Origin of the sequence: Mesorhizobium sp. BH1-1-4 (assembly GCF_020165665.1) — a bacterium.
Classification (GTDB): Bacteria; Pseudomonadota; Alphaproteobacteria; order Rhizobiales; family Rhizobiaceae; genus Mesorhizobium.
In genome coordinates, this window is record NZ_JAIUIN010000007.1 from 85,250 (window position 1) to 98,816 (window position 13,567).

Genomic DNA, 13,567 nt, shown 5'->3' on the forward strand with positions numbered 1-13,567 from the left:
GCGATCAGTGCGCGGCGCGAAGATTTTCGGAGAGAATAGCCGCCGCCACGGCGATGTCCTCCGCAAGGCAAGCCTGGACGGCGGGGCCATTGCGCTCCTCCAACGCGGCAACAATCCTGAGATGCGCGTCGTTCGACTGCGGAATGTAACGGTCGGCCTTCATCAGCAGCTTGAGATAGGGTCCGACGCGCCCCCAGAGATCGTGAATCATATTCAAGAGGATCGGCGCGCCGGCATGCCTGTAGATGGCGAAGTGGAAAGCCTCGTTGAGCGCGAGATAGGCCCTGGCGTCGCCGGCCTCGATGGCGCGCTGCATGCCGGCGAGCGCGGCCTGTATGTCAATCAGCGCGCTCTCACTCATGCGCGTGGCGGCCATCTCGCCCGCCAATCCCTCGACGGCGATGCGGATGCGCGTCAGCTCCTCGAAAGCGGGCTCGGACAGCAAGGGCACGATGATCGAGCGGTTGTTCTGCATTTCGAGCAACCGCTCGGCGACCAGCCTTTGCAGCGCCTCGCGGATCGGGGTGGTCGAAATGCCAAAGGTCTCGGCGAGCTTGCGGATGACCAGTGTCTGGCCCGGGCTGAAACCGCCCGAGATCAATTCCTGCTTGAGCGCGCCATAGGCGCGGTCGTTGAGGGTTTGATGTTCGAGCTTCAGCATGCGCCCGCTCAGTTCACCATTTCGACAGTGCGCGATCGAGCGTCTCGGCCAGCTGCTCGGCATTGTCCCTGGCAAAGGGCAGCGGCGGCCTGATCTTCAGCACATTGCCGCGCGGACCGCAGGACGAGATCAGCACGCCGTCCTCGCGCATGGCTTCGACGACGGACGAGGTCTTGGCAGCGGCGGCGGCCTCATCCTCCGCCGTCAGTTCGACGCCGAAATAGAGGCCGTTATGCCTGACGTCGGCGACCATGCCGTGGCGGCCTTTCAAGGCGTCCAGCAGTTCTCCGGTATAGGCGCCGACCGTGCGCGCGTTCTCGATCAGCCCTTCGCCCTCGATGACGTCCAGCACCGCGATGCCGACAGCGGCCGCGACCGGATTGCCGCCGAAGGTGTTGAAGTAGCCGGTGTTCGAGCCGAAGGAGGCAACAAGCCGTGGCCGCACGATGACCGCGCCCATCGGATGTCCGTCGCCGATCGGCTTGCCCATGGTGACGATGTCGGGTTCGAGGCCGTAATTGGCGAAGCCCCACATGCCCTGTCCGAGCCGGCCGAAACCGGACTGGACCTCGTCGGCAACGATGATGCCGCCCGCTTTCCTGACGTGATCGGTCGCCTCGCGCATGACAGTGGCACCGGGGAAGAAGATGCCGTCACTGGAAAAGGCGGAATCGAGCAGCAGCGCCGCCGGACGGATGCCTTGCGCGCGCATATCCTCGATGGCGGCGGCGACATTTCTGGCGAAATCATGCGCGGCGCGGCCGCCGTCGCGCAACGTGTCCGGCGCCGCCACGGTCCGGTGTTGCGCGGGCACGCCTTTCGCCCCGACCGCCGCCGGCGATAGCTGCGCGGTGGCGATGGTGGCGCCGTGATAGGCGAAGTCGGTGATGATCACGCCGGTGTTGCCGCTGGAGTGCTGGGCAATGCGGATGGCAAGGTCGTTGGCCTCGCTGCCGGTGCAGGTGAACATGGCATGGCCGAGATGGGGCGGCAGCGTGCCAAGCAGCTTTTCGGCGTAATCGAGGATGATCTCGCTGAGGTAGCGCGTGTGCGTGTTGAGCGTGGCGGCCTGTCCCGACAATGCCTCGACGACGCGCGGATGGCAGTGCCCGACCGAGGCGACATTGTTATAGGCGTCGAGGTATTTTCGGCCCTGGGCATCGTAAAGCCAGACGCCGCTGCCACGCACCAGATGGATCGGGTTGCGGTAGAAGGCGCGGTAGGTCGGCCCGAGCAACCTCGCCCGGCGATCGAGCAGGGCTTGCTCGGATGCCGCCGAGCCGGCGTTTGCAGGATAGGGCGAGGACTGGGACACGGGCATCTACTCCGGCTTGGAATGGTCGAGAAAATAGCGGCGGGCGTCAGCGGGCGATAGACCGTCCAGCCGTTCGAGCGAGGTCCAGACCTCGGTTATGAGGCGCAACACATAGTCACGTTTGGCCGGAAACCGCTCGGCCTGCCAGCTGGCGATGTTGGCGATGAGCGCGAGCCGTGCGCGAATGAGATGGAAGAGGATACCAAGCTCTTCGATTTCGAGCGGCTGCACGGACTGATAGCCGGCGACGAAGCGAGCCGCAGGCGCCAGCGGATGACCTTCGGCGGGCCAGCGGTAAACGGCACCGATGGCGAGGTCGCAGATCAGCGGCGAATGGATCATGTCGCCGAAATCGAGGATGCCGCTGACCACTTCCGGCCGCGCGGCATCCACTACCACATTGTAGGAGTTCATGTCGTTGTGGACGATCTGGGCGCGCAGGCCGGGGATCACTGGCGCCGCATGTTGCTCGAAGGCGTCGATGACACGCTCGACCATGACGCGGTGGGCGGCGTCGGTGATATGCGCCAGCATCGGCCGCGTCTTGGCGACCTTGCGGATGTCCCACAAAAGGTCGCTGCCCGCGGCCGGATGGAAGAATCCGCGCAGCGCCCGGCCAAGCCGGGCGAGGAAGATGCCGAGATTGCGGTCCTGCGCCGCCGATGTGGGCGAGCGCGAAAGCAGCTGGCCCGGCAGATAGGTGACCAGCCGCACGATGCGCGGCGCCGATCCGCCGACGCTGACCATGAACTGTGCTTCGCCTTCGAGGCTCTTGCGCACCGAAGGGACGGGCAAGGAAGGATCGACCGCCAGGATATGGTCTAGCGCCTTGTTCTGGAAATCGGTGAAGCCGGCCTCTTCCGCCGGATGCGAGACCTTCAGGACGAACGCGCCCTCGCCTTCGGTCTCGATATGGAAATTGTGGTCGCGCTCGCCCGGCAACGGACGCGCGCTACCGATAATTCCGTAGTGGCGACGCAACAGGGCAAGCGCCTCGGCGATCGAAACGTCGGGCGCATCCTCCGCGAGCGTCTCGCCGAAGGCATCCGTTACCGCCTCGTTCATGGCCCGACCTCCGCATCGATGGGTTCGAGGCCGCACCAGTCGGCGATGAAGAGCGCGATGGTCTGCGTGACCTTGCGCACGGAGTCGAGATCGACGGCCTCGTCATAGCCATGCGGCATGCGGCAGATCGGGCCATAGACGATGGCCGGCGTGTCGGCATAGAGGCCGAAGAAACGCGCATCTGTCGTGGCCGAGGTGACGTGCTCCGTCAGCGGCTCGCCCCACACGGCGGTATGGCTGCGACGCAGCACGGCTTCCATCTCGTCGGCCCCTTCAAGCACGTAGCCCTCGGCCATGAAGCCGTTATAGGTCATCCTCGGCGGACGATTGGCGAGGAACGGATCGGCGCGCGCCGCGTCCGCGATGCAGGCTTCCAGCTCGGCCCGGGCGTCCTCGAGCTTCTGGCCGGGATAGGTCGCGACACGCATCTCGAACACGCAACGCGCCGGAACGCTGGACGTCCACTCGCCGCCCTCGATCTTGCCGAGGTTGAAGCGGATCGGATGCGGGTGATCGCAGAAATGCCTGTCATCGACCTTGCGCGCGTTCCAGACGATTTCGAGTTGCTTCAGCGCCTGGATGATGAGGAACGCCTTTTCAATGGCATTGGCGCCGGTCGAGAAGGCGCCCGACGCATGCTGCGGATCGCCATCGACCTCGACCCTGAACCAGATCGGGCCGACCTGTGCCCGCATCAGCCTTGGCTCCAGCGGTTCGGGAATGAAGGCGGCGTCGGCGCGGTAGCCACGTTGCAGGCAAGCGAGCGCGCCATTGCCTGTGCACTCCTCCTCGACCACGGACTGCAGGAACACGTTCGCGGCCGGCTGATAACCGAGGCTCCGCAAGGCGGCCAGCGCATAGAGGCAGGCCGACAGTCCGGCCTTCATGTCGCCGGCGCCCCGGCCATGCATCCAGCCGTCCTCGATCACGGGATCGTAGGGATCGCGCACCCAGCGGTCGAGCGGCCCCGTCGGCACGACATCGATATGGCCGTTGAGGATCAGCGATCGGCCGGTAGCGTTCTTCGGCGTATGGGTGGCGACGACATTGAAGGCGTCATCATAGGAAACCGCCACGGGTGAAAATCCGGGCAAGTCACGGATCGCGTCGACATCGACACGCCACATATCGACCGCATAGCCATCGGCTTCATAGGCCGCCGCCATGAAGGATTGCGCGGCATGTTCCTCGCCGCGCTGGGAGGGAAAGCGCACGAGATCGGCCAAAAAGGCGAGCTGGCGGTCGAAACCATCGTCGACCGCCCGCAAAATGGCCTCGTCCGCAATTCGCTCCGGCATGATATTCCGCTTCTCCGTGAATGGTGTATCATATCTCATATGCCATTTCCCGAAAAGGCAAGAAGACAGGCGGGCAAAATCATGGCCCACCCCTGCAGCCTCTTGGCAGGCGGCCGCGGAGTTGGCATCAGCTTCCTGATATGCCAGCGAGGCCACGCGGCGGAGATCGAGGACGAATGCAAGTCACCGAAGGTACGTTGCCGGATGAAATCACCGACCTGCCGTTGGGTTACCGGCGCATCCCGGCCGGCAAGATCGTCAACGCGGTGACGTGGATGGAGGCGCGCGCGTCGGTGCAGGGTCTCGCGCATCCGCTGGCGATGACCCGCGTCATCGAGCCCGAGCCCGCCTTCTACCGTTCGGTCTTTCTCGAGATCGGCGCTCCCTGGCTCTGGGACCGCGCCGCGGAAATGTCGGACGCGGACATCGCGGCGCATTTCGCCGACCCGCGCCAGCATCTCTACTACGGCCACGATGACAGCGGCGGCCATGTCGGCATGGTCGAATTCGTTGCCGGCGACGGCAACGAGATCGAGATCACCTATTTCGGCCTCTTCCCGTCCTCGACCGGTCGAGGCCTTGGCAAGCGGCTGATGGCGGGCGCGCTCGATCAGGCCTGGCGCCTAAAACCCGACCGCATCTGGCTGCACACCAGCAGCTTCGATCACCACAGCGTCATCGGCTTCTACAGGGCGTGCGGGTTTGAACCCTTCGCGGCCGGCTTCGAGATCACCGACGATCCGCGCGTCAAGGGAACCCTGCCGCGCGATTGCGCACCGCAAATCCCGCTGATCGAAACCGAATGGGTGTCCGGCGCCAGATGAGACCGTCTTCGCAACCCGACAGCCAGGCATCGCCCCACCACCGCCGGTGGGTGCGGCGCGAGGCTATCCTGTCGAGGCTGGAGCGACATGTCGACACGCGCATCGTGCTGTTCGCCGCGCCCGCCGGCTTCGGCAAGTCGACGACGATGGCGCAATGGGCAACCGAGGTCGCGCGCCATGGCCGGCTGACGGCATGGCTGTCCTGCGAAGCGACGGACAATGACGAAGGCGCCTTCCTGTCGCATCTGGTCGGGGCGCTGCGCCATCTCGTGCAGAACCCGGCCGAGCTCGACCTCGCCTTCCAGTCGAGTCCCCTCCCGCAGCTCGACGTGGTGCTCGCGGCCCTTATGGCGGGGTTTGCGGCACGCCGCGCCGACATCACCCTGTTCTTCGACGACTATCATGCCATCGAAGAACCGGCGGTGAAGCGCTTCATGGAGCGCCTGACGCGGCAGGCGCCCGCCAACGTCGCCTTGGTCATCGGTTCGCGCAACCTGCCCGACCTGCAGCTCGGCAAGCTCCGGGTGCTCGGCGATGTCTTCGAAATCGGCCCGGACGATCTGCGTTTCGCCTCGTCCGAGGCCGAAGCCTTCTTCAACGACAAGCTCGGCCTCTCCGTCAGCAGCGGCACGGTGGAGACCCTGTGCTCGCGCACCGAAGGCTGGGCCGCCGGCCTGCAGCTCGCCTCACTGTCGCTCAGTGCCGCCCATGCGCCCGAAACCGTCATCGGCAATTTCACCGGCGCCAACCGCAATGTCGCCGACTTCCTGATGGGGGAAGTGTTTTTGGGACTGCCGCCGGCGCTGGCGAAATTCCTGCTCCATTCCTCGATCTTCGAACGCTTCAGCGCCGAGGCCTGCCGGGCGGTGATGCGCACGGCGGACGCCGAGGCCGATATCACCGAGATCGAGACCCGCAACCTGTTCCTGGTGCCGCTCGACGAGGAGCGGCGCTGGTTCCGCTATCATCATTTGTTCCATGACTTTCTCAGCCGCGAGATGGAACGGCGCGAACCGGAAATGATCGCGCCGCTGCACCTGGCGGCTTCGGAATGGTTCGGCGAACGCAAGATGCTGACCGAAGCCATCGGCCATGCGCTGGCCGCCGGCGACCAGGCCCGCGCCGCGGTGTTCGTCGAGAACAACGCGCTCGAACTCATCGCCCAGTGCCAGCTTCTCTATGTGCGCCAGTTGCTGGCGCTGCTGCCGAGAAAACTGATCGACCAGCGCATCCGGCTGCAGCTTGTCGTGCTCTGGCTTGCGGTGCACTCGAGCCAGCCCGAAATTGCCCGGCAGACGCTCGCCAACGCGCGCAAGCTGGTGGAGGCCGGGCCGGCTGATGGCAATGACCCGGGCACGCTGACCGGCACCACGATCGAGGCCGAACTCGAGGTTCTTGCCGCGGCGGTGCACAGCACGCTGGAACAGTTCGAGGACGCACGCGACACCGCACTGGCCGCCCTGCGCATCATCGCGCCCGATGCCTGGTTCATGGAAGGGGCGACCGCCAACGTCATCGGCTACAACCTCTATGCGCTGGGCGACCTCGCAGGGGCGCGCGCGGCGGTGGACGCGGCGCGCAAGGCGCATGAGCGCAGCGGCAGCCTGCTCGGCGTCACCATCGCCAATTGCTACATGGCCGTCATCGAACGCTCGGCCGGCCGCCTGCCCGCCGCCGAACGGCTGCTGCGCAACGCGATCATCGAGGCCAGGACGCGCATCGGCGCCAACTCCTATGCCGAGGCGCTCGCCGGAACGCTGCTTGCCGAACTCGCCTACGAGACCAACGCGTCCGGCGAAGCGCTGGCGCTGGTCGAGAATCTCGGGCCGCTGATCGAGGGCGCCGCGGTCATCGTCTATCCCCTGGCCAGCGTGCCGACCTATGCCCGCGTGCTGCAACTGACCGGTCGGAGCGAGGCGGCCCTCGACATGCTGGAGCGCGTCTACCAGCGTGTGCGCGGCTCCGTCTACCGCCGCCTCGCTTCGGTGCTGGTGCATGATCGCATCCGGCTGCTGATCGACCAGAACCGCATACCGGAAGCGCGCGCGCTGCTCGACGAACACCGTCGCGACCAGGGCGAGACCACCCCAACCGTCGCCAACGAATTCGAGTTCTTCGCCGAGGGCCGGCTGCTGACGGCGGAGAAATCCTATGCCGCGGCGGCGGCGATTTTCGACGCGCTGCTGGAGCGAACGAAAAGCAGCGGGCGCATGCGCCGCCACATACTGGCGCTGATCCTGCGCGCCAAGAGTGCCAGCCATGACCAGCGTGAGGCCGATCGTCATCTGCTCGAAGCGCTGCGCCTTGCCCAGCCCTCCGGCTTCATCCGCTCCTTCGTCGACGAGGGCAGGGCCGTCGTCGAGGCCTTGATGCGGCTGCGCGCGGCTCAGGCAAAGACAGATCCGGCGCTGTCGGCTTATGCGACGCGTATCATCGATGCCGCGCAGACGATGCCTGTCGCGACGCGCAAGCCGGCCATGCCGGCAGCCGAAAAAGAGGAACTCACACAGCGCGAATCCGAAATGCTGCGCTGCCTGTCGGAAGGCATGTCCAACCGCGATATAGCGCTCGCTTTGTCGGTCAGCGAGACGACGGTGAAATGGCATCTGAAGAACATTTTCGGCAAGCTCTCGGTCTCGAACCGCGTCCAGGCCGTGCGCGCCGCACCGGCCGCCTTGAACCTGCTCGCCCCTCCGAAAGGAGGGGCATAGACATCCGCCAAACCCCTCTTTCGGGTCGGGTCATGTGATTGTTAGCCTGCTAGCGTCGTCTGGTTGGTAGAGGACGCTGCGGATGGCGACAGGGTACGTTTTTCACGAACAGCTGATGTGGCATGATACCGGCTCCAGCGCCGACATGATGCCTCCCGGCCGCTTCGTGGAGCCCGGTCGCCATCTGGAATCGCCCGGATCGAAGCGTAGGCTCAACAACCTCATCCAGGTCAGCGGCCTGGCGCGCCATCTGGTGCCGATCATTGCCGAACCGGTGACGGTCGAGGACCTGCTGCGCGTCCATACGCAGCGCCATGTCGACGATATCAGGACGCTGAGCGAAGGCGGGTCTGGTTTCGCCGGACCTCAGGCACCGATCGGCGTCAACAGTTTCGACATCGCGCTGTTGTCCGCCGGAACCACCTATGCGGCGATGCGCGCGGTGCTGACGGGCCGCGTCGATAATTCCTATGCGCTGGCGCGCCCGCCAGGACACCATGCCGAGCCCGACCAGGCGATGGGCAACTGCCTGTTCTCCAATATCGGCGTATCAGTGCGCCGGCTGCAGCATGAAGGCCTGCTAGGCCGCGCCGCGGTGGTCGACTGGGACGTGCATCATGGCAACGGCACCGAGACGGTGTTTTATGCGGACCCGTCGGTGCTGACGATTTCAATCCATCAGGACAATCTCTATCCGACCGGACGCGGCGCGCTGGGCGACAATGGCGAGGGCGCAGGCGAAGGCTACAACATCAACATCCCGCTGCCGGCGGGCAGCGGCACCGGCGCCTATGAAGCGAGCTTCGACCGCGTCGTCGCCCCGGCACTGCGCGCCTACAAGCCCGACCTCGTCATCGTCGCCTCCGGCTTCGACGCGTCGGGCTTCGACCCGCTCGGCCGCATGATGCTCAACAGCGAATGCTTCCGCCGCCTGGCCGCGCGCATGGTGGCGCTGGCCGCCGAAGTCTCGAACGGGCGCCTGATGATGACGCATGAAGGCGGCTACTCCGAAGGCTACGTGCCGTTCTGCGGTCATGCCGTCATAGAGACGCTCGCCAACCATCGCACCGAAGTGGTCGATCCCCTGTCGGACCATATCGACGAATGGGCCGGACAGGAGCTGCAGCCACACCAAGCCAAGGCAATCGACGCCGCCGAAGGCCTGCTCGCGGGCCTGCGCCAACGCCTCGCCAGCGCGGCCTGAGGCGATGGACTTTGCCGTCACCACGCTGCTCAACGCGCTGACGCTGATCAGCATCCTGATGCTGGTCGGGCTCGGGCTGGCGATCAGCTTCGGCCTGATGAACGTCACCAATCTGGCGCATGGCGAATTCGTCACCGTCGGCGCCTTCGCGGTCTATTTCGTCCAGAGCATCGGCGGCTCGTTCTGGCTGGGGCTGCTTGCCGCCCCCATCGCCGGCGCGGTGGTCGGCTGTATCCTGGAATTCGCCATCATCCGCCATCTCTATTCGCGGCCGGTCTCGACCGTGCTCGCCACCTGGGGCGTCAGCCTCATCCTGCAGCAAGGGCTGGAACTGACCTTCGGCCTCGGTGCCAAGCCGGTGACGCCACCGATCGAGGGCACGTTCGACCTGTTCTTCACCGTCTATCCCGCCTACCGGCTGATCCTGATCGGCATCGCCATGGCGACCTTGCTCGGCGTCATCCTGTTGATCAGCCGGACATCCTTCGGGCTCGACATCCGCACCGTCATCCAGAACCGCGAAATGGCCGAGGGCGTCGGCATCAACACGCGCCGCACCTACGCCATCGCCTTTACCTTCGGCGCGGCAATCGCGGGCCTGGCCGGCGGCCTGGTCGCGCCACTGGCGATCGTGCTGCCGCAGATGGGGGTGAACTATCTCGCCAACGCCTTCTTCGTCGTCATCGTCGGCGGCGTCGGCTCGATCGGCGGCCTCGTCGCCGGCAGCGTCTTCGTCGGCGGGCTGACCAGCATCCTCAACTACCAGATCTCGCCGTCGCTGGCGCAGGCGATCGTGCTGCTGGCGGCCATCGTCGCCGTGCGGCTGCGGCCAAACGGCCTGTTCAATGGAGCGTCGCGATGATCGCCCGCGACCGCAACTGGCTGCTGATCTTCGCCGTCTGCGTGGCGCTCGCGGTTCTCTATCCCTTCATCGCCGACGGCTACCAGCTGACGGTGATCCGCGATGCGCTGATCTTTGGTCTGTTCGCGGCGAGCCTCGATTTCTTCTGGGGCCGGACCGGCATATTGTGCTTCGGCCACGCCGCCTTCTTCGGCATTGGCGGCTACATCATGGCGCTGGTGACGCTCAACGACGCCGTTCCTTTCGGCAGCCTGCTCGGCATCATGGGCGCTATATCAGGCGCGGCCTTCGTCGCGGCCATCATCGGCTACTTCCTGTTCTTCGGCGGCATACGCGGCAGCTACTTCACCATCGTCACGCTCGCCATGGGCGTGATCTGCCAGCAGGCCGCTGTCTCCTGGAGTTCGGTCACCGGCGGCGACAGCGGCTTGATCGGCATCCCGCCGATCGCGTTCGATCTCGGCGGCCTGCATGTCGATCTCAGCCAGGATCTGCCGAGCTACATCTTCGTCGCGGCCATTGTCGCGGTGGTCGTGCTGGTGCTGTGGTCGATCAGCCGTGGCCGCTGGGGCACGGTGCTGACCGCGATCCAGGACAATGAGGTCCGGGCGGCGGCACTCGGCCATAATGCGCCGCTGCGGCTGCTCGTCACCTTCATCCTTTCAGCAGCCATCGCCGGTCTTGCCGGTGCGCTTTATGTCTGCATGGCCGGGCTTGTGGCGCCAGATCTCTCCGGGCTGCTGCTGTCGACGGAAGTCATCGTCTGGGTGGCCGTTGGCGGACGCGGTACACTGCTTGGTCCGGTGCTGGGCGCCATCTTCATCCAGCGCGCGCAGCAGACGATCAGCAGCTTCAATCCAAGCCTATGGCCGCTGCTGCTCGGCTGCGTCTTCGTCATCATCGTCTTTGTGCTGCCGGACGGCATCCTGTCGATCCATGCGCGGCTGAAGAGCCTGTTCAAGGGCAGGAGGCAGGCGCGATGAGCGACGTCCTGCTCCAGGCCGAAAATGTCGGCATCCGCTTCGGCGGGCTGCAGGCGCTGGAAGGGTTGAACCTGACGGTGCGCGACAAGGAGCTGTGCTGCATCATCGGGCCGAACGGCGCCGGCAAGAGCACATTCCTCAACGTGCTGACCGGTACGCTTCGGCCGACCAGCGGCAGCGTGCGCCTCCTCGGCCACGACATTGCCGGCCTGCCGCTGCATCGCATCGCCCGGCTCGGCATCGCCCGCAAGTTCCAGATTCCCTCCGTCTTTCCCAGCCTCTCGGTTGAGGACAACCTCCAGGTCGCACGATGGGGCGCCCCCTCGCCGGCTCGCCCGATCTGCGAGTTGATGGAGCTGGTCGCGCTGACCAACCGTGCCGACACATTGGCCGGCGCGCTGGCGCATGGCCAGAAGCAGTGGCTGGAAATCGGCATGGCGCTGGCGATCGAACCACGGTTGCTGTTGCTCGACGAGCCGACCGCCGGCATGACGCCGCAGGAAACGCTTGCCACAGCCGAAATGCTGCTGCGGCTGAAGGGCGAGTTCTCGATCGTCGCCGTCGAACACGACATCCGCTTCGTGCGGGCGCTGAACTGCGAGACGCTGGTGCTGCATCAGGGGCGTCGGCTGCGCAGCGGTCCCTTCCACGACATCGAGGCCGATGAAATGGTCCGCGACGTCTATCTGGGGAGGCGCTGACCATGCTGCGCACGCTTGCCGTCTCCGCCGGCTACGGCCTGCTTCCGGTGCTGAACGGCATCGACCTCAGCGTCTCGCCGGGCGAAGTCGTCGGCCTGCTTGGCCGCAACGGTGCCGGCAAGACCACGCTGCTGCGCGTCATCGCCGGCGGCTTGAAGGCGAGCGGCGGCGCGGTGGTTCTCGGCGACCAGGATCTCACCAGCGCGCCGGCTTTCCGCCGCGCGCGCGCTGGCATCGCGCATGTGCCGCAGGGGCGCGGCATCTTCAACCAGCTGACCGTGCGACAGAACCTGGAGGTCGGCACCCGCGCCGCCCGGGATCGTGGCGACGGCGGCATTCCGAACGACATTTTTGGATATTTTCCAATCCTGCGCGAACGCGAGGCGCAAATCGCCGGCACGCTCTCCGGCGGCCAGCAGCAGATGCTGGCGATTGGCCGCGCGCTGTGCGGCCTGCCATCGGTGCTACTGCTCGACGAGCCCTCGGAAGGCATCCAGCCCAACATCGTGCAGTCGATCGCCGAACTGGTGCCGCGCATCGCCCGCGAGCGCGGCATCGCCATCGTCCTCGTCGAACAGAACCTCGACCTCGTTCTCAAGGCGGCCGATCGCTGCCTGGTGATGGAGAAGGGCAGGATCGTGCACGAGGGCACGCCCGAAGCATTCGCCGACGAGAGCCTGCTGAAGGATCTCCTGGCTTTGTAAGGCGTGCATGGGGCGCGCCTGGACTGGAAGGGAACACAACAATGATAAGCAGAAGAACTGTTTTGAAATCCGGCGGCGCGGCGGCCGCCTTTGCCATGGTCGGCGCGCCGTCGATCCTGCGCGCCGCCGATACGGTCAAGGTCGGGCTGTCGATCCCGATCACCGGCCTGCAAGCGATCCTCGGCGAGACGCTGCTCAATTGCTACAAGCTCGCCGCCGCCGAACTCAACGCCGCCAACGGCATTGGCGGCCGCCAGGTCGAATTGTTCATCGAGGACAACCAGACCACGACCAAGGGCTCGATCGACAAGGCGCGCAAGCTCCTCAACGAGGACAAGGTCGACGTGATCATGGGCACGATCATTTCGCCCGAGCGCAGCGCCACGCTGTCGGTGACGTCGAAGGCCAAGAAGCTGTTCTTCTACCCGACCAATTTCGAGGGTGGCGAGTGCAACCGCTACTTCGTCGCCACCGGGCCGATCCCGATGCAGCAGGTCGACCCGATGATGCCATGGGTGGCCGAGAATCTCGGCAAGACGATCTACATCATGGCGTCCGACTATGCCTGGCCGCAGAAGATGACCGAGGCGATCACCGCTGCCTACGAAAAGGCCGGCGGCAAGATCATCGGCGCCGACTACTATCCGTTCGGTACGACGGATTTCGGCCCGGCTTTCCAGAAGATCAAATCGCTGAAGCCCGATGTCGTCTGGTCGATGGTGGTCGGCAATGACGCCGTCACCCAGCTCAAGCAGTATCGTAGCTTCGACATCAAGCAGCCGCTGATCGCGCCGCTCGACGAGGTCTTCAACAAGGATGCGCTGCCGCCGGGTGTCGCCGCCGGCACCTACGCGCCGCAACCCTACTGGATGGCCCTCGACAATCCGGTCAACAAGAAGTTCATCGCGAGCTTCCGCGAAAAATTCGGCCAGGAGAAGATGGTCAACGGCATCGGCGAGGCTGGCTATAACGGCCTGCATCTCTACGCGCTGGCCGCCGAGAAAGCCGGCTCGCTGAAGGACGACGATGTGCTGAAAGCGCTGCCGACGATCGAGTTCGACGCGCCGCAGGGCAAAATCCGCGTCGATGCCTCGAACAACCACACGCTCTGCCATTCCTATGTCGGCAAGGCGGCGGCGGACGGCATCGGCTACGAGATCGCCAAGGATTTCGGCACCATCGCGCCGGTAACGCCTTACTGCACGCTGTAGCCCTCGACAAAGCCTGACGGCGGCGTTG

12 protein-coding genes are annotated in these 13,567 nt (G+C 65.4%); 8 read left to right on the forward strand and 4 right to left on the reverse strand.

Annotated features, from left to right (window positions below; translation table 11 throughout):
- Positions 1-4: 4 nt before the first annotated feature.
- Genes LB569_RS14875 through LB569_RS14890 form a run of 4 tightly spaced genes read right to left on the reverse strand, consistent with a single transcriptional unit; the run spans position 5 to position 4,339 of the window.
- On the reverse strand, positions 5-661 hold the full coding sequence (locus LB569_RS14875; protein WP_224692974.1) for a GntR family transcriptional regulator: 657 nt from the start codon (positions 659-661) through the stop codon (positions 5-7).
- 13 nt (positions 662-674) lie between these two features.
- Complete coding sequence (locus tag LB569_RS14880; RefSeq protein WP_224692975.1) at positions 675-1,982, reverse strand: aspartate aminotransferase family protein; 1,308 nt, start codon at positions 1,980-1,982, stop codon at positions 675-677.
- A complete protein-coding gene (locus tag LB569_RS14885; RefSeq protein ID WP_224692976.1) occupies positions 1,983-3,041 on the reverse strand; it encodes a phosphotransferase in 1,059 nt (352 codons plus the stop codon).
- A complete protein-coding gene (locus LB569_RS14890) occupies positions 3,038-4,339 on the reverse strand; it encodes an ArgE/DapE family deacylase (RefSeq protein ID WP_224538416.1) in 1,302 nt (433 codons plus the stop codon). Before LB569_RS14890 ends, LB569_RS14885 begins: the two co-directional genes overlap by 4 nt.
- A 176-nt stretch (positions 4,340-4,515) precedes the next feature.
- On the opposite strand from LB569_RS14890, the gene LB569_RS14895 reads away from it, so the two are divergent.
- The 8 genes from LB569_RS14895 (at position 4,516) to LB569_RS14930 (ending at position 13,539) form a co-directional block, all read left to right on the forward strand.
- Positions 4,516-5,163 (forward strand): GNAT family N-acetyltransferase, encoded by a 648-nt coding sequence (locus LB569_RS14895; RefSeq protein ID WP_224692977.1) that lies wholly within the window; start codon positions 4,516-4,518, stop codon positions 5,161-5,163.
- Positions 5,160-7,874, forward strand: a complete 2,715-nt coding sequence (locus tag LB569_RS14900) for a LuxR C-terminal-related transcriptional regulator (protein WP_224692978.1) — start codon at positions 5,160-5,162, stop codon at positions 7,872-7,874. Before LB569_RS14895 ends, LB569_RS14900 begins: the two co-directional genes overlap by 4 nt.
- An 82-nt stretch (positions 7,875-7,956) precedes the next feature.
- Positions 7,957-9,078 (forward strand): class II histone deacetylase, encoded by a 1,122-nt coding sequence (locus LB569_RS14905; protein WP_318013111.1) that lies wholly within the window; start codon positions 7,957-7,959, stop codon positions 9,076-9,078.
- Between the two features lie 4 nt (positions 9,079-9,082).
- Entirely contained in the window at positions 9,083-9,940 is an 858-nt protein-coding gene (gene urtB / locus LB569_RS14910; RefSeq protein WP_224538424.1) for an urea ABC transporter permease subunit UrtB, read from the forward strand.
- Entirely contained in the window at positions 9,937-10,923 is a 987-nt protein-coding gene (locus tag LB569_RS14915; RefSeq protein ID WP_224692980.1) for a branched-chain amino acid ABC transporter permease, read from the forward strand. Before urtB ends, LB569_RS14915 begins: the two co-directional genes overlap by 4 nt.
- On the forward strand, positions 10,920-11,624 hold the full coding sequence (locus tag LB569_RS14920; RefSeq protein WP_224692981.1) for an ATP-binding cassette domain-containing protein: 705 nt from the start codon (positions 10,920-10,922) through the stop codon (positions 11,622-11,624). The genes LB569_RS14915 and LB569_RS14920 overlap by 4 nt, the downstream gene beginning before the upstream one ends.
- Positions 11,625-11,626: 2 nt before the next feature.
- Positions 11,627-12,328 carry an ABC transporter ATP-binding protein gene (locus tag LB569_RS14925; RefSeq protein ID WP_224692982.1) on the forward strand — a complete coding sequence of 234 codons (702 nt, stop codon included), beginning with the start codon at positions 11,627-11,629 and terminating at the stop codon, positions 12,326-12,328.
- Between the two features lie 41 nt (positions 12,329-12,369).
- Entirely contained in the window at positions 12,370-13,539 is a 1,170-nt protein-coding gene (locus tag LB569_RS14930) for a substrate-binding protein (protein WP_224692983.1), read from the forward strand.
- Positions 13,540-13,567: the final 28 nt, after the last annotated feature.